Consider the following 21304-nt stretch of genomic DNA (forward strand, 5'->3'; position numbering starts at 1 on the left):
CGCCACGGCCGCGCTCAGTACATCAGGTTGCCCTGGCCGAGCACGAAGGTGATGTTCTGACCGAACTGGGCCCGGGCGGTCGTCACGCGCGCGGTGGCGTTCACGATGCGGTTGCGGCGCTCGGCCGCCGAGCTCGCCGCGAGGCCCTGGGCGATCTCGGCGCGCGCGAGGTCGAGCTGCTGCGCCGCGGCGGGATACAGCGTCATCGGGGCCATCACCTCGATGGCGTCGTCGATCTCGACGCGGGCGAGCTCCATCAGCTTCTGCTGCACGTCGGCGCGCGTGTTCGCGAACTGGTCGACGAGCACCCGCGCGGCGTCCAGCCGTTGCTTCGCGATGTCGGCGTTGAAGGCGGCGTTCAGCGCGCGCAGGAAGCGAGCGATGGCGATCGCGTCGAGCGGCACGAGGTTGAGCGGCGTCCCGAAGCGCTGCTCGAGCTCCTGGGCGGCGGGAGAGAAGAGGAAGGGCGTCGAGGCGTAGAACGTGACGGCGTCGGTGAGGCCCGGATCCGCCTTGTCGTTGATCTGCAGGTTGTTGTGGAAGAAGGGCGGCGTGTCCGCGGCCTCGATGAGGGGCGGCGGGTTGAAGGTGCCGTTGCCGAACGAGTTGGGGAAGCCGATGCCCGTGGCGTCGAAGTTGGGCGCCGGCAGGTCTCGCCCGCCGAAGCCGCCGTCCGCGAGGAACTCGCCCCCGAAGCTGCCCCCGTTGAGCGGCGACCCCTTGGTGCGCGTGCCGGTGTCGAAGTTGCGGTTGTTGCCGGTGTCCTGGAAGTTCGCGCCGGCGTTGTGGTGGCACAAGTTGCAGCGGCCGCGGTTCGGGTCCATGAACGCTTGCCGGCCGTCCTCCGCCTCCGCGTCGAACAGGCGAACGCTCGCCAGATCGAGCTCGTTCAGCCGGCCCAGGCTGAGCTGGAAGGCCAGGGTCACGTCCTCTTCTTCCGGTGTCGGCAACCGGAAATCGACGCCCGGCTCGCGGGCGAGGCGCTTGGGAAAGTGCTGGGTGATCGCGTCCTTGAGGAAGCCGCGCAGCGTGCCGTCGCTCGAGCCGTCCCCGCCCCAGCCGGTCCGCTCCGTGGGGGGATTGGTGGTGCCGTCCCCCGAATCCGCCCGGATGCTGGTGCTGAGCGAGAGGACGTGGTTCACCCCGCGCGAGACGAACCGGTGCGTCGGATCGACGAAGCCGTCCACGTTCTCGAGGATGGCCGCGTCGTCCAGCAGATCCGAGGTCTCGAGCTCGGCGAGCTCCGGCACCTGCCGGAACACGAAGAGCGGGTCATTGGGGCTGGTTTGGTCGAGGGCCTGGATGAACGGCACGTCGAGCGTCGTGTTGTTGGCCACGGGGTGGCAGGTGCCGCAGGTGCGGCCGTTGCCCTCGAACGTCTCGTGGAAGAAGACACCTGCGCCCGCGCAGATGTCCTGCGAGACAAGCCCGGCGACCACCCGCGGATCCTGCGCGCATTCAGCGAGCCGATCCGCCAGCGCGAGCGATTGCGAAGCTTCGCCGAGGGGCTCCGGAATCTCGTCTTCTGCCTCCGAGCACCCCCCGGCGAACAGCGCCATTCCGACCCCGCACGCGAGCAGCAGCCCCATCTTCGAGCGTCCCATCGAGCTTTCTCCGTTACAAGCGCAGCGCCCGGCCGTGGCGAGCGGCCACGAGCAGGAAAGCGGCGCGTTTCATCCACTCTTCAGCTGTGGTCGCGGAGCCATCCGAGCCGCCCGGCGGTGCGGCGTGGACCTCGTGAGCCACGCCCCGGCGGGGAAACCGCCGGGGAGGCAGCCCTCGCCGCCCGGCGCGCGAGGCCGCGCGCTGGGAGCGTCAGGCGGTGCCAGGAGCGACCTCAGGCGACCGATGATGTAGCTGAACAAAAACGATGTTCAACGTTCGGCGCGGCCCGGAGCTCCATTTTTAAAGATTCTTTACAAACAGGCCCGGGAGGAGGCGCGCGGGGGCGCGAGCCCGTGCGGTTCCCGCTGCGTGACGCCGGCGGAGTGGCGCTTCAATCCCGTCCCCCGCCCGTAGATCATCGGTGGGCAGATGACGGAGGCTAGGACGAGCCGGCCGGATCACGAAAAGCAAAACCGCGCGGGCCACCAACGCGGGCTGGCGCTCGGGGATGCGCGGGGCACGAAAAGGCCCAAGAACGAGGGCGGCGCTCCGCCACGACGGGAGGGCCTCGGCAGGTTCAGTACTGAAGATCCAGGACGTATTGGACAGAGTCTCCCAGCTTGAGCCTGTCGTTCTGGTCGGGGTAGGCGTCATCCGGCTGACCATGGTCGTGGAAGACGACCACGTACGACTCCCCCTCGGGAAGGGGATAGGTCGTCGCCCGATCCGCGCAACGCACCGGCACGGAGGCGGCCCACCTGGGCGCCACGCCGGGCTCGCTCTCGACGGGAGGGCCGTTGGGATCGACGTAGGGCCCCACGCAGAGCACGGGCTGCAGGGTGTTCCCGCCGCCCGGCGCCGTCCTGACGGAGACCGCCCTTGCCCCGGTGGTCGCCTTGCTGATGCGATAGACGTCCTTCTCGCCGCGCCCGAGGAAGCCCGTGACGCCGCTCTGCGTCAGCCAGAAGTCCGGTCCGGATTCGTACTGGGCCTGCAGGGACAGGACGTCGTCCGCGCCTATATCGTCCGTGGGGCCCAGCGGATCCCAGGTGACGGTGTTGGTCGTCGTGCCGAGAGGCTTGTATCCCGAGAGCACGAACGTCGCCTTGCCGTACTGCGCCTGCGGCGCGATCCCCTCCGAGTAGCGCTCCCAGAGATACTGATACGGGGTGTTGCCGGACGCATCCGGATTGGTCGCATCGAACACGTACCAGGGACTCGTGTCGCTGTTCGGGCTCGAGCTGCTGTTCTGCTGGTTGCCGCCGTGATGGGGCACGCCCGGGGTGTACGCCTCCGTGAAGAAATGGTTCCCCCAGCCGCCGAGGAAGCCCTGGCTGGACACGACCCGGGAAAGGACACCGGCGCTGCGGGCGATGGCCGCCAGGACCGGAGCGTAGTCGTAGCACTGGGCGCCCATCACCCCGTCGTCCCAGCTGAGCTGCGAGCCCGGCTTCCCGTACTGGAGCGATTCAGCGGGATCCAGGCCATCGCTCAGGAAGATGGACGATACATCGCCCTGGTTGGTCGCCTGACTGTACCGGTATCGCTGCGTGACGAGGCGATACAGCCGGCGCATCGTCTCGAACTCGCTCGTGGTCCCCTGCGCTGCCGCCACGGCGTGATCCAGGAACGAGAACTTCGACTCGTCTGTCGTCCGGCGGAACGCCGCGGTGAGCTTCGGGTACACGGCGTACGGCGGCGACCACTCGTAGAGCACCGTGAAGTGATCGCGGATGTTGTCCTGATCGGTGCCGTACCCGCCGTTCAGATTGACGCCGTCCTCGTCCTCGTCGTAGCCATACGTCTCGAGCTCTGCCTTGGAGATGGCCCCGCTGGCGACGAGCGGATAGGGGTTGTGGATCACGTAGAACACGACGTCCTGACCGATCCGGGTGCCCGATGGGGCGAAGGCGCGCACAAGGTAGCGTCCGATGGGCGCGTCGCTCGGCACGGTGATCCGCCAGTGCTCGCGGCTCCGGCTGGAGAACGCGCCGCTCGTGAAGATGCCTCCCGTGTAGTCGCCCTCGGCGGGCAGAGACTTCGCCCAGGACACCTCGGCGCCCGCGGCGTTCGAGATGACCCGCAGCGTCGCGTTCTGCGTGGCGCCGTTCAGGCTCGAGTCCTCGACGGCGACCGCGAACGTCGTGCCGCGGCGGACGGGCGGAGGACGGACGCCGTTCACGACGGTGGCGCCCTGCGCGAAGGCCACGCCCTCGCTCCAGGCGTCATAGTCGCCCGTGCGCATCGCGCCGTGGTAGAGGAACTGGACCCGGTCCCAGCTCGTCTTGGTGCCCGCCGGCGCGAAGCTCTTCTCGCTGACGCCGAACCAGAACTTGGCAGGATTGTAGCCGCTCGCGGCCAGCGAGAACTCGAGCGTGTGCTCCGCTGCGTTCAGCTGCCCCAGCGGGAAGTTGTAGCGGCCCTGATCGAACCCGCGGCGATAGAGCAGGTTGCCGTTCAGCTTGACGTTGTCGGCATAGGCGGACTGGCTGGAATCGGTGTTCCGGTAAGCGCCTCCCTTGAGGAACACCTGGGACGCCGAGCTGTCCACGGCGACCTTGGCGCGGACCTGCACGGCGGCGCTCGGGGGGTCGACCCAGACGATCTTCAGGGAGTTCCCGGAGACGTCCGTGGCCTTGAAGCTCTGGGTGCGGCCCGCGTTCGGGGCGACGTACGTGAATTCGAAGCGATACCAGCCCTGGCGTGAGCTGGAGAGCTCGTACACTTGCTGGCCGCTGCTGTTCGACAGCGTTTGCTGGGTCTGGTCCGGCTCTCCCGGGCGCGAGGTGACCTTGGCGGACTCGAACCTGTGGCTCGTGTCCACCTGTCCCCCCGCTGTCTTCGCGGCGAGCTCGAACCGGATCCTCTCTCCGTTCGCGTCTGGTTGATAGACGTGAACGACCTGCGAGAAGGTCCCCGAGCCGGAGAACGTCTCCTCGACGGATTTCATGTAGACCCTGCCAGGGATCTCGAGCGCTCGGAGGGGCGCCAGGGTCTTCTGGAGAGCTTCGTCCGGGATAGTGGGGATGCTTGTGAGCTCCTGAGCGGAGGTCTCGACCGGGGCCTCGAGCGCGAGCTCGTCGTCGGAGCACCCGACGATCAGGCCGATAGCCCCGAGGAGCAAGAGGGCCAGCGCGTCGCCGTGGCGGGCGGCGCGCCGGGCGCGACGAGACGTGACGTGCGTCGACGAGATGCTGTTGTCCAACATACTGCCTTTCTCGGAGATGCTGGGCCCAGCGCGCGCGGAGGGCGGGCGTACGGATTGAAATGCCCATCGCGGCGAGCCAGCTCGCCCGCGGGCACGCGGCGCCCAGCGTAGATTCGACGGACATGTGGATCATTGTAAATACATTTTCCAAATCGAATACTGCATGTCCGTCATGCATCCGGTGCATCTCGTCACCGTGCCGTCGCGAGGGCGTGAGCGCCGCGGCGCCGGCGTGCGGTCCGCCGCGCTCTCGCGCGCTCGGAGGCGTGGAGACCCGCCCGCGCGGTCCTCCGGTGTGGAGCCTTCACGCTCCTGCCTCGGTCTCCTCGACGCGGCGGGGTAGGCGTCGGATACGCCACTCATCACGATTCGCGGGGGCGGCACGACGGGGGCGCGGAGCGCACCCACCCGCCGCAGAAGCCCAGGTCGTCATGCCTGTGAGTACGTGGAGCTCGGCCACCGCTTCCTCGAGCGACTCGTCGTCGAGCTCGTCGACGAGCGCCTCCGCCTCGTCGGGTCTCTGGCCCTGGCGATGGGCGGCGGCTCGGTGGGGATGCCGAGATGGGTCACGATCGCCACGATGGCTTCGCGCTGCGCACGTTGACCGATGTCGGCGACGAGCCGCCGGCGCCCACCGCACGGACACGCGAGCACATCCTCCAGATAGACAGCCCCGGGAAGCCCGCGCTGCGCTCTGGTTCGCGGTGCTCCTGCGAGGAGAGATTGAACCGCCATGGCGCCATGGACGCCAAGAAGAGGATCATCTCGGTTCTCTTGGCGCGCGTGGCGCCATGGCGGTTTTCGTGTCTGGAGCGCCCTATCCGGCGCGGCCGAGTCCCACGCTGAGTGTGTACGGACGGCGCGAGCGGCCCCGAGCCCAGGGAGAGCGCGCCGGCCGGGGGCCGATGCGCCCCCCGGCGGGTCCGGATAGACGAGCTCCGCGGAGGGTTACTCCAGCTCGATGAGGCCGCAGCCGATGCGGCCGCCCGCGGCCGGGTCTGCCGCGGCGTGCACGACGATCGCGTACTTCGTCACGTCGGTGTCCGCGCCGTCGCCGACGGTCCAGACGCCGGTCCCGCGCTTGACCGTCTGCGTGCCCTGGCCCCTCGCATCGCACGCGAAGCTGCCGAGTCCTTCGCCGTTGGGCACCCAGTGGGCGCCCGCATCATTACCGTTGCTGCCACAGCTCTTGTTCTCGTGGATGTGAGCAGAGTGCTCGCCGGCAGGGCAGCCTGACAGCGTGATGGTGAGCGTCACCTCCTCTCCGACCTGCGTGAAGGCCGCGGCCCCGGTCAGGCCGCTCGAGTTCAACCCCTGGATCTCCGCCTCGGCCCGCAGGGACGCGCCGCCGCCGTTCCCGCCGTCGCCGCCGCCGTTCCCGCCCTCGCCGCCGCCGTTCCCGCCGTCGCCGTTCCCGCCCTCGCCGTTCCCGCCGTCGCCGCCGCCGCCGTCGCCGCCGCCGCCGCCGTTCCCGCCATCACCGCCGCCCGAGCCGGTCGTGGACGACGTGCTCGCGCCGCTCGACGTGCTGGTGGAACCAGCGGGCGAGTCGCCGTCATCCCCGCACGCGGCCAAGAGAGCGCTGGCGCCAAGGGCGACCAATGAGAGCTTCAACCACCGTGACATAAGTCTCCTTTTCTCGGCGCGACCCGAGCGGGCAGGCAGTTGCCCCCCGGACGCCACCAAGCCATCAAGGGCACGAGGATGTCCTAACACGGCGAGCGTCCAAGCAGCTACGTCAAAAAAATTTCGCATCGAGCACCTATTCGGCAACGGAATTGCACCGATTATCGAAAAATGTGATCCTGCTGCTCCGTCTCGGCGTTCCGGCGCGCGCGGCGGGGCTATCCAGCCCTCAGCGCCGGCGTGGAGGAGGCTGCCCTGGCAGCGAGACGATTGTATTCTCGACCGAGCCAGGCGAGAAAATCCTGGGTCCAGGGAGGGCCGTCTGGCCAGCCTGCACGGATGCGATCGGCGAGCTCGAGATCCCAGCCCCCATAGAGGTCCACGAGCGCGTCATGGGCCCTGCGGCCGGCCAGCGCTTCAGGGGCGCCGCGAGGCTCGCCCCCGTGCGCGAAGGCGTCGTCGCAGACATAGTAATTGCACGTCGCCGCGCGCCGCTGCGGCGGGATGGTGCAGCCCTCGGGACCGTGGAAAGCACACCTCTTCGGCAGCGCGTGGCCGTCGCTGCCCTGGGGCTCGACGCGCAGGATGAGCAGGCCGCGCCGACCGGGGCGCAGGTTGCCTGCCGTCATCTGAGCGAGGAGCCAGCCTGCGCCGCCGAGCGACACGATCCTCCCGATGTCCGACCACTCGACCCCCGGCGGGCTGGCGCAGCAGCCGGTCGCCCCCTGCGGGCATGCGCCGCACAAGGTCGAGTGCAATCGCGTGTGCGCGCCTGCGAGCTCCAGCCGGATCATCGCCCCACCAGCCCTCGAGGATAACGGCGCATCCCGCTTCGTCCAGCGCGCCGGCGCGCTCAGCGGGGGACCAGGATCACCACACCCCGCGGAGCGTCATGCCGGTGGTGGACGCGGTGATCTCGGCGCGCGGGTGTGTGAAGAGCGCAAACCCGAGCGTGCCGGCGGCCTCGACCCGGACGGCGGCGCCGTTCAGCGTCGCCACCACGGCGTGGCGCCCCGCGTCGACGGGAATGGGCTTGTCGCGCTCGACCGCGACCTGCTCGCCGTCGATGGCGCAGGTAGCCCCGGCAGGGATGACGATGCGGAGCTCGCCGACGAGCTGGCGCGCGCGCGCCAGGTCGAAGATCCGCGACGCGTACAGGTCGCGCTCCTCGCGTGCTCGGCGGCCGCATGATCTCTTTGCAGAGCGACAACCAGCGCACGGCAGCAGGCGCGTCGCCGATCCGATAGGCGAGCGCCCCGATATTGCAGGCGGCGACCGCAGCGGAATGTCCAGCCAGTCGGGCCGGTTGTTGAGCTCGTAGCTGACCTCGTAGATGCACTTTTCGAGCATGTAGAAGTCGAGCAGGAGCACCGTGTCGGCGTCGTTTGCGGGCACGAACGGCGCCGTCTCGTCGGTCCGCGCCTCTGCGGTGGCCTGTGCGCGCGCGATCGTCTCCAGGTAGCCCGCGAGGTAGCTCGCGGAGACCCAGGCCACCCAGGCGTCGGTCCACGGCTTGAGCACCGCGACGTCCCCCGGCCGGACGCGGTTGTCCCGGAGCGCCGAGGCGCCGACGTAGTCGAACGAGCGCAGCATCCCCGACACGTCCCGGAGCGGGGAGGCTAGGACGAGCCGGCCGGATCACGAAAGGCAGAACGGCGCGGGCCACCAGCGCGGGCTGGCGCTCGGGGATGCGCGTGGCACGAAAAGGCCCAAGAACGACGGTTCAGGCCGAGGTTTTCGCGGGCTCCGACTCCGCGCTCCCCGGCTTCACGGGCTCGGCGAGGCGCTTGCCGAGCAGGACGAACAGCAGGATGAGCCCGACCGTGAGCAGGATGTGGCCCACCCCCGCGGTCCACGGCACGGCCTCCGGCACGTGGTAGCCGAGCACGGTCGCGATGCCGTGGACGCCCATCATGCGCACAGTGATCGCGACCCCCGCGTTGTAGAACCAGAAGAAGTACGTGATGTGATCAACCATCGCCCCGGTGGGACTCCTTCAAGCACCTGGTAGGGTCACGCACGGCGGCGGAGCTGCAGCACGCCGAGCGCGATGCAGAACACGGCGGTGCCCCAGTGGATCGCGAGGTAGCCCGGGTGAGCGCCGCGCCACGCGAGCACGATGGCTCCGTCGACGACGGGGATCACGGAGCCGAGGAGCAGCGCGAGCGCCGCGGCGCGCCGCTCGCCAAGGAGCGTGAAGGCGATGAGCAAGGCGCCGACGGAGAGGTCGCGCGCTCCCTTGGCGACAGCGTACGCGGCGAGACCAGCGAGCGGCACGCCGAAGGCCGCAGCCGCGGTGCCGGGGACAACCAGGAAGCGCGCGCCGATGAAGCACAGCGTGAGGCCGGTGAGCAGCGTGGCGATGCCCGCGCCGCCGAGGCGGCGCGACGGGAGGGACGAGGCGGAGGAAGCGATGGTGGCGTTGTTCATGGGCTGGATGTAGCCCTCGGCGGACGCGCCCGCGATGGCCGGCGCGCGCAACGAATGTCCCCAGACGCTCACGTTGCGCGCGTTCTGGATCATCGCTAGGCTCGCTCCATGTACCAGGATGACCCGCTATCGAGCCGATTTTTCCTGGCAAAACTCTCGTCCGAGCTCGTCTGCCGGACCGCTGCGCGAGGGGCTTGGGCGCTCGAGCTTCCGGCGCGTCCGATCCTGGTGCTCCACCACGTGACCGAGGGGAGCTGCGTGCTGCGCGCCGGGCGAGAGGCTGTCTCGCTCTACCAGGGCGACGTGGCGCTGGTGCGACCGAACGTGGGGCACCGCGTCGACCACGGCGACGCGAGGGCGAAGCCCGTGCTCCTCGACCGGTGGCTCGAGGTCTCGCGAGAGGAGGACGGCGAGCGCGTGCTCGGCCGCGGCGCCACCACGGCGCACGCGCTGTGCGGCGTGTTCCGGTTCGAGCACGACGCGCTTGCCCCCTTGCTGCAGGTCCTGCCGACGGTGATCCACGCCGGCGCGCGGGCCATCGAGGCGCGGCCCTCGTTTGCCGACGCGCTGGCGCGCCTGCGGAGCGAGCTGCGCGAGACGCGCCCGGGGGCGGGGCTGGCTCGCCGTCGCTGGCTCGAGCTCATCCTCATCGAGCTCGTGCGGCTGCTCGCCGACCGTGAGCCCGCGAAGCTCGCCGCGCTCGGCGCCACGCAGGACGTCGTCGTCGCCCGCGCGATCGCCGAGCTCGTGCACGACCCGGCGCGCGCGTGGGGCGTCGACACCCTGGCGCGAACGGTGGGCGTCTCGCGCGCCACGCTCGCCCGGCGGTTCCTCGAGGCCACGGGCGCGCCGCCCATGGCGTACCGGGCGACGCTGCGCACCGAGCACGCGCGCCGCCTGCTCCGCGAGACGACGCTGTCGAACCAGCAGATCGCCCACGCGGTCGGGTTCGCCACGGTGCAGGCGTTTCAGCGCGCGTTTCGGCGCGAGACCGGGGCGACGCCGTCGGCTGTCCGCGCGCAGCTGCGCGCCGCGCACGGCTGAATCACCGCGCAGGAACGTCGATCAGCTCGTGACGTAGATCGAAATGAGCGGACGTCTCGTTCGCTTGGGAATCGCCAGACCCTCGACGAGAGGATTCTTCTCCGTCACGGAGCCAGCGACGTCAGGGGCATCGAGCTGCGGTGTATTCGCCGTTGGCGTCGATGTCGTGGGTATCGGTGCCGCTCAGCCGGACCACGACCTCCGCGGCGTCGATGCTCACGATCTCCATCGTGCCGGACCTGAAGGAGCCTTCGCCCCACCAGCAGTCGCCCCTGTCAGGGCGGCTCACAGCGTAGGACGAGAACAACACCTCCGGCGCGCTCAGATCAATGATGCCGGGCACCTGCAGCGCAGGGGGAATGCTGATGCCCAGCTGCCAGTTGCCGCAGCCGATGGTCCCGGATGGATCCGCGCAGGAGCTCACCGGGGCGCCGAAGATGATGAAGAGATCGTTCGGAGAAGTGCCCGGCCCGCCGCCGGCGGAGGAGCTGCTCTCGGACTCGTTCGACGGTTCGGGGAACTGATTCCTGAAGAGCGCGATCGCGCCGGCCGTCGCCGGCCCGGAGCCGCTCCCGGTCGAGGCGGAACCGCCATTCCCGACCGACGAGCCGCCCCCGGTGCTGGAGTTGCCGCCATTCCCGACCGACGAGCCGGGGCTGCCGGGCGCTCGGTCGGCGGGAGCGCCTTGCTTTCCGCGGCAGGCTACGCGATGCGCCCGTCCGAAAGTTGCGAGATGCGATCGAGGGCGAAGCTCGGCCGGGCGCAGTAGCGGCAGAGGCGTTCGCGCCCCTCCTCGTCGTTCGCTTCGATGCCAACCGCGGCCTGCACGTTGAGTCGGTTCTGGATACGCAAGACGTCCCGAACAATCATCGGTTCCAAGCGTTGAAGCAGCGCTTGCTGGCATACCCGATCGTAAACCGTCGGGATGCCCAACAAGCGATGCTCGTCCGGCTTACCGGCCTTCGGGATAGGCGTCTGGTTTACCGGCCTCGGGCGGTAGGTATTGGTGCGGAGTTCGGCATGAAGCTGGTCGAGCCGCTCATCGAGCTGCTCGGCAAATGCATCAACACTCTCCCCGTCAACGCCTCCGCTTCCGCGGTTCGTTTTGACGCGTTTCCAGGCGATCTCAAGGATCTTCCGTTTGTACACCTTGTCAATCAATGAGTGGACCTTCTTCCCATCTCTCGGTCACGCGGCTGTCACCGCGCTTGTGGTACTACCCGTCCGTCCGACGACTCGCCGCGCATCGCTTCCCACGTCGCTCGCGCTTATAGGGTTGCTTTCCCCCGTGCCACCCGGAGACGTAGCGAGTCCTCCTGGGGTCACCCGGAGGGACTTGAACCCTCCTGATCAGCGCGCTGCCCAGCGCACACTACGGGCCTGTCTGACGTCCCCTGGCCGTTCATCGTCGGCTTATGGCCTTGGCCTTCCCTTTGCGTCCGGCCTCGCTATCGAGGGCCGGAGGCCAGGGGACCTCCCGGTTCTCGCGCACGGAGAGTCCGCACATGCGCGGGGTCTTCGACCGCGCGGGGTCGCCCAGAAGCTCGCGCTGGCGCTCCTGGTCGTGTGGCCTTCCGCTTACGTGGACAGCGTCGGCACCCCGATCGATGTGATTTCGCGGCTCAATGTCCCTGTCTGCGCGTATCCCTGTCAACGCTTCGCCGACCTCCTCGCGGATGCCTGCGCATGACTCGGGGCCATCGCGGCTCGCTACGCCTTCGATGTAGGTCTTTTGCAAACCCATCTCCGTACCGGTTTATCCCGGCGCACCCACGTTCCCATGATGCCTTCCCCCTGCGGGGCTTCGTGCGGCCGGTGAAGCCAATGAACCTGTAGAAGTTCACGCGCCGCCCCTTCTGGCCTACATGGTGAATCTTTGCCGAGGGCTTCCATGTCGATGAGGCCGCCATCCGTCAGGACGAGATATTTCCAGGAACATGCGAGCCCGCGTGCTTTTCATGTCACATCCTGTCAACAACAGCCGAAGGCCGGGAATGCGTGAATGGCCTCGGGCGCTTGGTGGCTCGCAGTACCTGCCCATGGGTGGGCAGGAGGAGGAGTACACATGCACTGGCTCGAGTACGTTCAGAACCTCCGTCGTTTCACTCCGTCCCGCTCCCTGGGCTTGCGTGCCCTGGTGGGCGCCGGCCTCCTCGCGGGGGCAGGCCTGCTGCTTCCCGAGGTAGCCTCGGCGCAGGAGGAGGACCCCGTTCCCTGCCCGTTCGACAGCGTCCTCTGCCTCTTCGAGGAGGAGGACTACGGCGGGGAAATCTTCAACGTCCGGGCGCTGGACCCGCAGGTGGGCACGTGCGTCAACCTTCCGGAGCACGGCTGGGAGGGAAGGGCACACTCTGCCTACAACACCAACGGCGTCGGCGCCGCGATGTTCCAGAACGAGGACTGCATCGGCTACCCGTACCCCATCTACGCGGAGAGCGGCCTGAGCCCGCTGCCGTTCATCCCCAAGAGCGTCTACGTCTTCTGACGCCATGATCGGGCGAAAGGCGATGGGCATCGCGGCCATCGCCTGACGCGCCCGGGGGGGCGGAGGATAGCCCGCGCAAAGCCATTCCGACCTGTCAAGAATTTCCCGCCAACGACGGGCAGTCGACATAACGTACAAAAGTACGATCCGCTGATCCGCCTATAAAAACCAACAGATCCAACGAGTTCACTCGGCTGTGGTATATTGTCTACACCACGCTGAGCGCAACAGGCGGCTCATCCTCCTCTTCTTCCTGGCCGCCGGCCTCAGCGGCGTCACGGCGGCGTCGCTCTTCGGCCTCGCCATGCACCGCGCGATCGCGCCGCGCATCCGCCGGATGGTGACCGCCGTCCAACGCTTTCTCCAGGGGATCGCCCGGCTCCACGGCGCGAGATTCTGGATCGAGCGGAGCCCCGATGACCTCATGGTCTTCTCGCTGGAACTCCGACGCTAGCTAGCGGAGGGAACATGCTGCGAAACCGCGTGCTGATCATCGACGATGACCCCGATTTCCGGGAGCTCGTCGCCCTCAGCCTGACCGACTGGGGCTCCATTGCCTCCAGGTCGCCATCGCACGAGGCGCGGCTCGCGGAGGTCAGCGTCATGACAGGACAGCTTCTGGAAGAGGGGTTTACGAGGATCGGAATCGACCCGCGGCTCAGCCGGCAGGGCAGCGCGGCGAATCGTCCACGGGAGCGGGAACGGCGGCGACCGGCGCGTCGGGCGCGGGGAATAGGTGGCGGAAGGTGAACGCGCGGGGCGTCGGGCCGTGCCGGCGCAGGTGCTCGAGCCGCTCCTCGGCCTCGGCGACGGTCGGGATGTGCCCGGCCGGGACCCACCACAGCGCCGTGATCGCCTCCTTCATCGGGACGAACCATTCCCGGCGGCGGCGCATCACGGCGGCGTGCTCCGGATTGCGGAAGACGAAGTCGGACAGGGCCTCTGCCGATTCCCACACCGACATGTTCACGAGGATCTGGTCGTCGCCGAACGCCCGCACCCCGGTGGCGTCGCCGCCGTAGCCCTGCAGCCGCCACACGAACCCTGGCGCGGCGTCGGCCAGCGCGTTGACCGGGGCGAGCGCCGACACGAAATCGGCCAGCCGCGCCGAGTCGAGCGGCTCCAGCGGCAAGGCGATGTTGACCTGAGCGAGGTGGTGGGACGGCATCCGGGGAGTATACCATCGCGGAGCCTACGGCTGGCGGAGTCGCCGTGAGGACAGGAGCTCGAGCCCTCCCGTGCGCTCCGCGATGCGCTGGAGCGACGCGAGCAGCGCGCCAACCTGCTCCTCGCCGAGCAGCGCGCGGAGCCGCCTGTTCACCGCGGCGCGCGCGGCGCGCCCCGCCTCGACCGCCGCCCACCCGCGGTCGGCCAGTGGGCGAGGCTGGCCGTCCCTCGGCCTTCCCGTCCGCGGCAACCACCTTCGGCGCGCGCTCCGCGAGTGGAGCGCCGGAGAGGCGGAGACCTACTGCAAGACCCCGTTCGTGTAGCTCTATGACGTGGCCCTGCAAAACGACGCGAAATTCACGTTCCCCACGACGCGGAAGGCGCTCTCCACGTTCCCCGCCGTCGCCGAGATCGGCCTCGTGGAGTATTACGAGGGCGGGCGGCGCATCGGGGTCACGGTGAAGAGCAAGGAGCAGGGCGAGGCCGTGATTGCGCACGTGAAGGCGAACATGAAGGACGAGCACCCGGAGCTGATTTGTTATGCTCCGAAAAACCCGAGGGGCATCGAGATGAAGGCGGGAAAATGAGCCCCGTCACGCCCCCCGCCGGCATCCCGTGAAGTAGAGCGCCGATCCGGAGACCCCCGCGTCCCACGCGTACCCGTCGCTCCCGGGCACCGAGCGCGCGATCGAGAGGAGCTCGTCGGGCGTGTAGGCGCGCAGCGCGGAGACCGTGCCGTCCCACGCGAAGAGCGCCGGGATCAGCGGGGCGACGTACGTGAGCGCGAAGCGCGACGCCCGCCGCGGGCGCACGAAGGGCATCGCGGCGAGCGAGCCCGCGAAGAGCACCGCCATGTTGAACCCCATCGCGAGCGGCGCGAACACGACCGGCATCCGCCGCAACATCGGCGACGCCGCAAGGTCGAAGAAGCCGAAGGGCTTGCCGTCGCGGACGATCGAGGCGACGAGCGCCGTCACGGCCTCGGGCGGGAAGTGGTGCAGCGCGCCCCACATCGTGCGAAGGCCGTCGAGCTCGGGCGGGACCGCGAGAGCGTCGACCGGCTCCGCGCGGTAGACGACCTTCGGGTCGGCGAGCGCGGCCACGCGCGCGCGGCCCGCCTCGTTCGGGTACCGATCGGTCAGGGTGAACCGGACGTCCACGCGCCGCTCGCTGCGGAGGGCGCGGATCGCCTGGAGCGCGCCGCCGCCGCCGCCCGAGCACACGTCGACGACCTCGGCGCGGGACGTCCGGTCGAGGAGCGCGGCGAGCTTCGGCACGACGCCACGGTAGAAGCCCATGCGGTCGACGCCGAAGTCGAGCAAGTCGGTGCCGCCGTCGCGGATCGCGGCCGGCATCCAGGGGAGATCCTCGAGCTCCACGAGCTGTACACGTCGCACGGCCGCGATGATGGGGGCGCCGCCGCGGCGCTTCAAGGACCGCGCTCGGCCGCCCGCCCGAGGGGCGCCTGGCGCACGGTCTCCCGGAACTCATGGGCGTTGCCGTAGAAGGCGTCGGCGAGCACGATGTCGCCGGGGATCCCGTCGCGCACGGCGCGCTCGATCATGCCGAGCGCCAAGTCTCTGCTCGGGGCCCTCTCGAGGGCCGAAGAGGAGGCGAGCGCGATGGTCGTCGCCGGCCGGCCGGATCGGTTCTGCGCCGGCTTCGATCTGCGCGTGATCGCCTCGCGCGCACGGAGCTCGCGCGAGCGACGCTGATGGCGCAGATCTACGCTCCAGACGAGGCCGTACGCGTGGGGTATCTCGATGCGTTGGTGCCCCCCGAGGCGGTGCTCGCGCGGGCCAAGGAGGAAGCGGCGAAGCTCTCGAGCCTCGCGCGTCCGGCGTTCGAGGCGACGAAGGCGCGCCTCCGCGGCAAGACGATCGCGCACGTCCACGCGACGCTCCAGGACGATTTGAAACACCTCATTCAAAGGTGAGATGCCCTGCCTGGCGACGCCGACGGTCCATCACGTCAGGCGATCAGGCCCGCCGCCGCCTGACGGTGCCCGTGGAGAAAGTGCGTCGCGCCCTTGAGCTCCACATAGCCCCTGCCCTCTGCCGCGCTCGCCTCGAAGCTCTCCCGCGCCTGCCGCAGCCCGTGTCCGCCGTCGCGTGCAATCCCGACACACTTGTTACTCCCGCGGCTCGATGCCCGGTCCTACATCTCTCACGACCAAAAACCAGCACGTCGTATCGAGAACGGTACGAGCGACGATGGACACCCAAGGGAGAGAAGAGCGATGACGACGCACATCACCGGGACACGTGAAGAGTGGCTGGCCGCGCGGCTCGAGCTGCTCGAGGCGGAGAAGGAGCTCACGCGGCGCAGCGACGAGCTTTCGCGGCGGCGTCAGGAGCTGCCGTGGGTCCGGGTCGACAAGGAGTACCGATTCGAGACCGAGGAAGGCAGCGCCTCGCTGGCAGAGCTCTTCCGAGGGCGCTCGCAGCTCATCGTCTACCATTTCATGTTCGGGCCCGACTACAAGGCGGGTTGTGTGTCCTGCTCGGCGATCGCGGACGGGTTCAACGGCATCGCCGTCCACCTGGCGAACCACGACGTCACGCTTTCGGCGGTGTCGCGGGCGCCGCTCGCGAAGCTCCTGGCGTACAAGCGGCGGATGGGGTGGACGTTCCCCTGGGCGTCATCGGGCGACGGCCGCTTCAACTTCGACTTCAACGTCGCGTTCACCGAGGAGCAACAGCGCGAGGGGACCGTCGAATACAACTTCGAGCGCGCCGGCCACGCGATGGACGCGACACCGGTCCCGCTGCCCGTCGCCCAGTCCGCGGCCATGACCGGGACCGACGCGCCCACCTACTCGCTCGACAGGCCGGGCCTGAGCGCGTTCGTGCTCAAGGACGGCGTCCTCTACCACACCTATTCCGCCTATGCGCGCGGATTGGACGGTCTCTGGGGCATGTACCAGTGGCTCGACCGCGCACCCAAAGGGCGCAACGAGACGGGCATCTGGTTCCGCCGCCACGACGAGTACGACCAGCGTTGAGCCAAGGCGCGGGTGAACATCGTACCCCTGGTTTAGACGATGTAGGGCCCGAGGTACCCCGTATAGTACTGCCGCTGGACATGTGAACACGCCCTCGGCAGCCTGAGTTCGAGCAATGCCATCGGCCCAGGTCGGATCGGTGGTGCCGTGGATCACCACCGTACCCGGCGCCGGAGGCAGCATCGCGAGCAGGGTCTCCCCTGCCGTGGATGGGGCCCCCGCAGCGTCGCGCGTCAGCACGGGATTTCGCGGTCGCCGAGGTCGACCACCGCTCCCCCGACGCCCTCGACGATGCCGGCCCGCAGGGCGCCGCGCGGGCGCCCTACCGGCGCTTCAGGGGCAAGGGCCTTCGTACGGGTAGCCATGCGCCCACCCGCACCAGTCCGCCTTCGACGACGACGTCGCATAAGGATAGTAGGCGGTGCAGTAGGTCGGGTCGCTGTGGTAGACGTACTGCGCGGGCGTGCCGCTCGTGGTGATGTTGTAGCCGGGGTAGGCGTTATGCCCGCACAGCTCGGCCTCGCCCAGCGAGTTGGCGAGGTACACCGGGGTCGCGACCAGGCAGCCGACGACTTGTGCGCCGCCCACCGCGTAGACTTCTTCGACGTTCACAGCAAAGTGCTGCGCCCCCGACCCGGCCGTCTGCCCCGAGCACGTCTTCGGAGCGCACGCGCCGCAGTCTTTCGAGCAGCTGTCGCACGTCTCGTTGTTGTCACAGGCGCCGTTGCCGCAGCACGAGCCGCAGTCGGTCGAGCACGTGCTGCAACTCTCGCCGAGGCTAGGCTCGCAGGCGTGGTTGCCGCAGCACGAGCCGCAGTCGGTCGCGCAGTTGCCACACCACTCGTTGCCGTTGCAGATCCCGTCGCCGCACTTGCAGTCGGACGGACAGCTCGACGGCGTCTCGCCGTTGTTGCACGCGCCGTCGCCGCAGCCGGCCACCATGCACTCGCCGAACCACTTGCGGCACTTGCCGTACGTGTACCCGGTGCCGTTGTCGAAGCAGACCTTCGGGAGGCCGCTCATGAACATGTCGTCGTCCGTGACCTTGGTCTTCTGCGCGCCGCCGTCCTCGAACAGACGGCACTCGATCGGGCGCCCGTCGGGCAGCGTTGCGGCGCCGAACCACTCGCGGCAGGTGCCGGTCGGGGTGCCGTCGGGTATGCACGCCTTGAGGTTCGACGTCAGGTACACCGCACCCGACGGGCTCGTCATGTCGGCCCTGCCGTCGTTGAAGACCGAGAAGAGCACCGGCGTGTGGCTCGGGTCGGTGGTGCGGCAGTTGCCGAACCACTTGCGGCAGGTGCCGCCCGGGGTGCCGTCGGGCATGCACACCTTGCCGTCACGCTGGAAGTAGAGCGCCTGCGTCGGCCCGGCCAACTCGGTGGCGCCGTCGTTGAACACGAAGCACTCGACCCCCTGCCCAACCGGCAGCGTCGCGCACTGGCCCGGCACGCCCGACGCGCCGCACGCCTGGCCCGCCGGGCACGAGCCGCCGGTGCAGATGCCGCCGCAGCCGTCGGGCGCCCCGCACGTCTTGCCCGAGCACTGGGGCGTGCACCCACACTGGTAGGCCACGCCGCCGCCGCCGCAGGTCGTGCCCGCCGGGCAGGAGCCGGTGCTGCACTTCCAGCCGCAGCCGTCGGACGCCCCGCACACCTTGCCCGCACAGCTGGGCGTGCACTCGGGGGGGGGCGGCGGTTCGCAATCCTCGCATTTCGCTGCAGCGCTATACGGCTCGAGGAATTCGGGCGGATCGGAGTCGGGCGAAGCGCTGCACGCGACGACGATCGCGGCGCCGCCGAGGGCGAGGGCGAGATATTTGCCGAAGGTCTGCATAGGCAAACGCGTCCTTTCGTGCCGGCCCGGTCGGTGCCGGCGAGGCGGCTGCGCGCGCACCCCCAAGGGCCCGCCGCGCGGCCGCGCGCTGGCCGCATATCAAGCGGCGTGCCAGCGGGATGAGCCAGGCTTTTCCGCCAAACGCGGGATCAGGTTGAGGTGGTCTTGCGCAAGTTGCGCCGGGTTCGCTCGAACCGGACCCGTCGCGCGCAAGGCGGCAGCGGGCGGCGAGCCATCGCAGCCTGACCGCAGCGAGGACAGATGGACAGGTCGATCCCCGTGAACGCGGCGAGCAGCGTGCGCCAGTCGACCTTGACGACGTGGCGCGCAGAGGGCTCGTGGTCTTCCTCGTGCTACGGCACCGCGCTACTGAGTCACGCCGATCGAATCGAGGAAGGCGTTGTACTCGTCGATCTTGTCCCACGGAACCACGTCGAGGCCGACGTTGAGCCGGCTCTCGTCGACCATCCGAGGGGCGAGCATCGCCTTGGTCGCGTCGAGACCGACGATCTTGATGCCGTAGAGGATGTAGGGCACGAGGTACCCCGCATAATACTGCCGCTGGGCGTGAGTCGCCTTGATGAGCCCCTGGCGCATGTACTCGACGGTCTTCGGCTCGAAGTCGAAGGCGACGACGGGGAGCTCCGTCGCGCCCGCGGCCTCCGTGGCCATCGCGCACCGGTACGAGACGTTGTGCAGGCCGAGCAACCCCACGACGGGCGGGTCCGCGGTCTCGATCTGGGCTTTCATCGCCTCGACGTCAGCGACCTCCCCCGGCGGGGACCAGGTGATCGGACGCACCACGACCGTGTAATCGGCGGCCTCGAGGACGCGCCGAGCCCCCAGCATTCGATTCATCCCGTCGACCCAGGACGGGTCGTCGGCGCCGTGGATCACCACCGTGCCCGGCGCCGGGGGCAGCAACGCGAGCAGGGTCTCTCCTGCCGTGACGCCGGCCGACTCGCTGATGGTTCCGACATAGATGGAACGCTTCGAGTCCTTCGCGTCGGTGTCGAGCGTCACCACAGGAACCCCGCCGGCGACGGCCTCATCGATGCCGGCCGCGATGGCGTCGCCGAAGGGCGAGACACCGATCCCTTCGGCGCCGTCCACCACCGCCTGTCCAATCTGCTCCCCCTGGGCTTCCGCCCTCTGCTGCTGATCGCTCCCCGGTCCACTGGGCCCGACCACGTTCCCCGTGGCCCCGAGCTCGCCCATGGCTCGGTTCGCCCCCGTGGTGATCGGCGTGAAGAACCCGCCGAGCTCCTTCAGCAGGATCGCCATCTGCATGGGCTCGATGGCGCCCTCGTTGATCTCGGCGACGAGCGCGTCGAGCGTCGCCTCGATCTCCTTCGCCGTGAACTCGCTGTTGGGCGTCGGCGCGCGCTTGATGGGCGAGGCGTGCTCGCCCTCGCCGGTGGTGTCGCCCGATCCGCATGCCGCCGTCATCAGCGCGAGCCCGAAGGCCGCCACCCAGCGTCGTCCAATCCTGTTCATGATACCCCCTTATGCTCCGTGGTTCGTCCTATCGTATGCAGCAACCTCGCGTGAAGCTCTATCGCGCGGCGGCCTCATCGCCCGCCGAAGCAGCTGACGGCGACTGGGGCGAGATCGACAAATTCGTCGCCGTCGACGGTCCACAGCTGCATGAAGTAATGCCTGTTCGCCCCGTACTCATCGAATTCGTACTCGGCGGCCGCGCCGACGTAGCGGAGCGGGATACCCGCGCGAAGCTTGGTCATCGCCGCCGGGAGGTCGCGCCACGAGGCCGCCTCGTGGGCCGGGTCGTTGAGCTCGCGGATGATCTCGTGCAGATCGTGTCCGGAGGTCGGGATCGCCCCGCTCTTCGCCTGGGCGTACGCGAGGCCCATCGCGATGAGGACGACCCCGTCGTAATAGAAGTGCGCCGCGGGCAGCGGCGCCTCGCCGTCCCAGAAGCTGGAGAAGTGCCCGATGAAGGCGGCGGCGTTCTCGGTCGTGCAGCCGACCACCTGCTGGCCCTCGGCCATCGTGCGGCACTCGCTCCGCACGCTGAGCGACGGCGAGACCCCGACGTATCCGTCGAGTGAGCCTGTCGGGATGTTGGCGAGGAGCACCTCGGTGCGCAGCGCAGGGCCGAGGAACCAGGTGCCCGGCCGCCCGGAGACGGCCCATTCGGTCACGATGATCGAGCCGGTGCTGGGATACGAGGCCAGGAGCGTCCGGCCGGCGTTCGCGCCGAAGGCGGACTCGATCTTGCTCGTATACGTTTGCTGGCCTGACGTGAACGTCACCGAGGGGAGGATCCTCCCCCCGAGCGCCGCGAAGTGGGTCGTGAACTCGCTGCTGACGGTGGTGTTGTAGTCGTCCCCCGCGGCCAGGCTGTTCACGGTCTCGATGCCCTCGTCGAAGGCGATGCGCGCCAGCGTGCAACCGACGTCGAACGAGGAGGGGGCGAGCCGCATCCAGCCTCCCATCGCGTCGCTGCGCGCGACGGTGGGCGCGGCATAGCCCGGCAGCATGTGGAACACGTCGAGCGCCTTCACCTCCCGCGCGATCTCGCGGGCGAGCCCGTTCTCTTCCGGCCCGATCAGGTAGCGGACCTGATCCGTGTAGAGCAGCTTGAGCAGCTCCTCGAGCCCGCGCTCCGAGCTGGAGTGGCTGTCTCGGCTCCGGAGGTGGAACGGTCTCCCGTCGAGCCCCCCCGCGGCGTTCAGATCCTGGACCGCGAGCAACATCGCTTGCTCGAGGTTGCGGCCGATGGCCGACTCGCTGCCGGAGAAGGGCAGGAGCGCCCCGAGGACGATCGCATTCTCGGGGTGATGGGGTTCTTCCGGCGCGCATGAGGCGGAGAAGAGGGACGCGAGCCCCAGGACCAGCCCGGTCTCCAGCCAGCGCATGCGCCGCCGGCGAGGCGCGG

General features: G+C 69.1%; 24 protein-coding genes. 7 read left to right on the forward strand and 17 right to left on the reverse strand.

Annotated features, from left to right (window positions below; all coding sequences use genetic code 11):
- Window positions 1-14: 14 nt before the first annotated feature.
- From WMF39_RS35560 to WMF39_RS35590, 7 genes are all read right to left on the reverse strand, one after another.
- The gene (locus WMF39_RS35560) at window positions 15-1604 is read right to left on the reverse strand and encodes a hypothetical protein (protein ID WP_437740912.1); all 1590 of its coding nucleotides are present in this window, start codon (window positions 1602-1604) and stop codon (window positions 15-17) included.
- A 578-nt stretch (window positions 1605-2182) separates the two neighbouring features.
- On the reverse strand, window positions 2183-4813 hold the full coding sequence (locus WMF39_RS35565) for a transglutaminase-like domain-containing protein (RefSeq protein ID WP_437740913.1): 2631 nt from the start codon (window positions 4811-4813) through the stop codon (window positions 2183-2185).
- Between the two features lie 948 nt (window positions 4814-5761).
- Window positions 5762-6427 (reverse strand): superoxide dismutase family protein, encoded by a 666-nt coding sequence (locus WMF39_RS35570; protein WP_437740914.1) that lies wholly within the window; start codon window positions 6425-6427, stop codon window positions 5762-5764.
- 230 nt (window positions 6428-6657) lie between these two features.
- The gene (locus tag WMF39_RS35575; protein WP_437740915.1) at window positions 6658-7233 is read right to left on the reverse strand and encodes a hypothetical protein; all 576 of its coding nucleotides are present in this window, start codon (window positions 7231-7233) and stop codon (window positions 6658-6660) included.
- Between the two features lie 76 nt (window positions 7234-7309).
- Window positions 7310-8032: a hypothetical protein gene (locus tag WMF39_RS35580; RefSeq protein ID WP_437740916.1), complete on the reverse strand. Its 723-nt coding sequence runs from the start codon at window positions 8030-8032 to the stop codon at window positions 7310-7312.
- A gap of 130 nt (window positions 8033-8162) precedes the next feature.
- Window positions 8163-8417 carry a DUF2871 family protein gene (locus WMF39_RS35585; RefSeq protein ID WP_437740917.1) on the reverse strand — a complete coding sequence of 85 codons (255 nt, stop codon included), beginning with the start codon at window positions 8415-8417 and terminating at the stop codon, window positions 8163-8165.
- Window positions 8418-8452: 35 nt separating this feature from the next.
- Window positions 8453-8962 carry a DUF4267 domain-containing protein gene (locus tag WMF39_RS35590; RefSeq protein WP_437740918.1) on the reverse strand — a complete coding sequence of 170 codons (510 nt, stop codon included), beginning with the start codon at window positions 8960-8962 and terminating at the stop codon, window positions 8453-8455.
- A gap of 15 nt (window positions 8963-8977) precedes the next feature.
- Here WMF39_RS35590 and WMF39_RS35595 point away from each other — a divergent pair, with 15 nt between their 5' ends.
- Window positions 8978-9913, forward strand: coding sequence for a cupin domain-containing protein (locus tag WMF39_RS35595; protein ID WP_437740919.1), 936 nt, complete (start codon window positions 8978-8980; stop codon window positions 9911-9913).
- Window positions 9914-10034: 121 nt separating this feature from the next.
- Here the strand turns inward: WMF39_RS35595 and WMF39_RS35600 are convergent, their stop codons facing one another.
- Window positions 10035-10256: a hypothetical protein gene (locus WMF39_RS35600; protein WP_437740920.1), complete on the reverse strand. Its 222-nt coding sequence runs from the start codon at window positions 10254-10256 to the stop codon at window positions 10035-10037.
- Between the two features lie 22 nt (window positions 10257-10278).
- Here WMF39_RS35600 and WMF39_RS35605 point away from each other — a divergent pair, with 22 nt between their 5' ends.
- Complete coding sequence (locus tag WMF39_RS35605) at window positions 10279-10437, forward strand: hypothetical protein (RefSeq protein ID WP_437740921.1); 159 nt, start codon at window positions 10279-10281, stop codon at window positions 10435-10437.
- A 178-nt stretch (window positions 10438-10615) separates the two neighbouring features.
- On the opposite strand, the gene WMF39_RS35610 is transcribed toward WMF39_RS35605, so the two are convergent.
- Window positions 10616-11074: a hypothetical protein gene (locus WMF39_RS35610; protein ID WP_437740922.1), complete on the reverse strand. Its 459-nt coding sequence runs from the start codon at window positions 11072-11074 to the stop codon at window positions 10616-10618.
- Window positions 11075-11978: 904 nt separating this feature from the next.
- On the opposite strand from WMF39_RS35610, the gene WMF39_RS35615 reads away from it, so the two are divergent.
- Window positions 11979-12398, forward strand: coding sequence for a peptidase inhibitor family I36 protein (locus WMF39_RS35615; RefSeq protein ID WP_437740923.1), 420 nt, complete (start codon window positions 11979-11981; stop codon window positions 12396-12398).
- Between the two features lie 208 nt (window positions 12399-12606).
- Here WMF39_RS35615 and WMF39_RS35620 read toward each other — a convergent pair whose 3' ends face one another.
- The 3 genes from WMF39_RS35620 to WMF39_RS35630 form a co-directional block, all read right to left on the reverse strand.
- On the reverse strand, window positions 12607-12783 hold the full coding sequence (locus WMF39_RS35620; protein ID WP_437740924.1) for a hypothetical protein: 177 nt from the start codon (window positions 12781-12783) through the stop codon (window positions 12607-12609).
- A gap of 273 nt (window positions 12784-13056) precedes the next feature.
- Entirely contained in the window at window positions 13057-13566 is a 510-nt protein-coding gene (locus tag WMF39_RS35625; protein ID WP_437740925.1) for a DUF3291 domain-containing protein, read from the reverse strand.
- Window positions 13567-13590: 24 nt separating this feature from the next.
- A complete protein-coding gene (locus tag WMF39_RS35630; protein ID WP_437740926.1) occupies window positions 13591-13719 on the reverse strand; it encodes a hypothetical protein in 129 nt (42 codons plus the stop codon).
- A 178-nt stretch (window positions 13720-13897) separates the two neighbouring features.
- Here WMF39_RS35630 and WMF39_RS35635 point away from each other — a divergent pair, with 178 nt between their 5' ends.
- A complete protein-coding gene (locus WMF39_RS35635; protein WP_437740927.1) occupies window positions 13898-14152 on the forward strand; it encodes a hypothetical protein in 255 nt (84 codons plus the stop codon).
- A gap of 6 nt (window positions 14153-14158) precedes the next feature.
- On the opposite strand, the gene WMF39_RS35640 is transcribed toward WMF39_RS35635, so the two are convergent.
- Window positions 14159-14962, reverse strand: coding sequence for a class I SAM-dependent methyltransferase (locus WMF39_RS35640; RefSeq protein ID WP_437740928.1), 804 nt, complete (start codon window positions 14960-14962; stop codon window positions 14159-14161).
- Between the two features lie 32 nt (window positions 14963-14994).
- On the reverse strand, window positions 14995-15129 hold the full coding sequence (locus WMF39_RS35645) for a transposase (protein WP_437740929.1): 135 nt from the start codon (window positions 15127-15129) through the stop codon (window positions 14995-14997).
- Between WMF39_RS35645 and WMF39_RS35650 the strand changes: the two genes are divergently transcribed.
- The 3 genes from WMF39_RS35650 (at window position 15128) to WMF39_RS35660 (ending at window position 16569) form a co-directional block, all read left to right on the forward strand.
- The gene (locus WMF39_RS35650) at window positions 15128-15280 is read left to right on the forward strand and encodes a hypothetical protein (RefSeq protein ID WP_437740930.1); all 153 of its coding nucleotides are present in this window, start codon (window positions 15128-15130) and stop codon (window positions 15278-15280) included. The two genes, WMF39_RS35645 and WMF39_RS35650, sit on opposite strands and share 2 nt — an antisense overlap.
- A complete protein-coding gene (locus WMF39_RS35655; protein WP_437740931.1) occupies window positions 15280-15501 on the forward strand; it encodes a hypothetical protein in 222 nt (73 codons plus the stop codon). The genes WMF39_RS35650 and WMF39_RS35655 overlap by 1 nt, the downstream gene beginning before the upstream one ends.
- A gap of 303 nt (window positions 15502-15804) precedes the next feature.
- Window positions 15805-16569, forward strand: coding sequence for a DUF899 domain-containing protein (locus tag WMF39_RS35660; RefSeq protein WP_437740932.1), 765 nt, complete (start codon window positions 15805-15807; stop codon window positions 16567-16569).
- Window positions 16570-16902: 333 nt separating this feature from the next.
- Here WMF39_RS35660 and WMF39_RS35665 read toward each other — a convergent pair whose 3' ends face one another.
- From WMF39_RS35665 to WMF39_RS35675, 3 genes are all read right to left on the reverse strand, one after another.
- Window positions 16903-18405, reverse strand: coding sequence for a hypothetical protein (locus tag WMF39_RS35665; protein ID WP_437740933.1), 1503 nt, complete (start codon window positions 18403-18405; stop codon window positions 16903-16905).
- A 366-nt stretch (window positions 18406-18771) separates the two neighbouring features.
- Window positions 18772-19902, reverse strand: a complete 1131-nt coding sequence (locus WMF39_RS35670) for a substrate-binding domain-containing protein (protein WP_437740934.1) — start codon at window positions 19900-19902, stop codon at window positions 18772-18774.
- A gap of 74 nt (window positions 19903-19976) precedes the next feature.
- On the reverse strand, window positions 19977-21284 hold the full coding sequence (locus WMF39_RS35675; protein WP_437740935.1) for an ABC transporter substrate-binding protein: 1308 nt from the start codon (window positions 21282-21284) through the stop codon (window positions 19977-19979).
- Window positions 21285-21304: the final 20 nt, after the last annotated feature.

It is taken from the genome of Sorangium sp. So ce1504, from assembly GCF_051521635.1.
GTDB classification, from domain to species: domain Bacteria; phylum Myxococcota_A; class Polyangia; order Polyangiales; family Polyangiaceae; genus Sorangium; species Sorangium cellulosum_B.

Coding starts and splice junctions, on each gene's coding strand:
- WMF39_RS35625 (WP_437740925.1), bottom strand. CDS start 13,566: ATGCCGTCCCACCACCTCGCTCAGGTCAACATCGCCTTGCCGCTGGAG.
- WMF39_RS35670 (WP_437740934.1), bottom strand. CDS start 19,902: ATGAACAGGATTGGACGACGCTGGGTGGCGGCCTTCGGGCTCGCGCTG.
- WMF39_RS35660 (WP_437740932.1), top strand. CDS start 15,805: ATGACGACGCACATCACCGGGACACGTGAAGAGTGGCTGGCCGCGCGG.
- WMF39_RS35585 (WP_437740917.1), bottom strand. CDS start 8,417: ATGGTTGATCACATCACGTACTTCTTCTGGTTCTACAACGCGGGGGTC.
- WMF39_RS35605 (WP_437740921.1), top strand. CDS start 10,279: ATGCCCAGCTGCCAGTTGCCGCAGCCGATGGTCCCGGATGGATCCGCG.
- WMF39_RS35580 (WP_437740916.1), bottom strand. CDS start 8,032: ATGCTGCGCTCGTTCGACTACGTCGGCGCCTCGGCGCTCCGGGACAAC.
- WMF39_RS35615 (WP_437740923.1), top strand. CDS start 11,979: ATGCACTGGCTCGAGTACGTTCAGAACCTCCGTCGTTTCACTCCGTCC.
- WMF39_RS35645 (WP_437740929.1), bottom strand. CDS start 15,129: ATGATCGAGCGCGCCGTGCGCGACGGGATCCCCGGCGACATCGTGCTC.
- WMF39_RS35655 (WP_437740931.1), top strand. CDS start 15,280: ATGGCGCAGATCTACGCTCCAGACGAGGCCGTACGCGTGGGGTATCTC.
- WMF39_RS35575 (WP_437740915.1), bottom strand. CDS start 7,233: ATGATCCGGCTGGAGCTCGCAGGCGCGCACACGCGATTGCACTCGACC.
- WMF39_RS35650 (WP_437740930.1), top strand. CDS start 15,128: ATGCCGAGCGCCAAGTCTCTGCTCGGGGCCCTCTCGAGGGCCGAAGAG.
- WMF39_RS35560 (WP_437740912.1), bottom strand. CDS start 1,604: ATGGGACGCTCGAAGATGGGGCTGCTGCTCGCGTGCGGGGTCGGAATG.
- WMF39_RS35595 (WP_437740919.1), top strand. CDS start 8,978: ATGTACCAGGATGACCCGCTATCGAGCCGATTTTTCCTGGCAAAACTC.
- WMF39_RS35590 (WP_437740918.1), bottom strand. CDS start 8,962: ATGATCCAGAACGCGCGCAACGTGAGCGTCTGGGGACATTCGTTGCGC.
- WMF39_RS35565 (WP_437740913.1), bottom strand. CDS start 4,813: ATGTTGGACAACAGCATCTCGTCGACGCACGTCACGTCTCGTCGCGCC.
- WMF39_RS35675 (WP_437740935.1), bottom strand. CDS start 21,284: ATGCGCTGGCTGGAGACCGGGCTGGTCCTGGGGCTCGCGTCCCTCTTC.
- WMF39_RS35665 (WP_437740933.1), bottom strand. CDS start 18,405: ATGCAGACCTTCGGCAAATATCTCGCCCTCGCCCTCGGCGGCGCCGCG.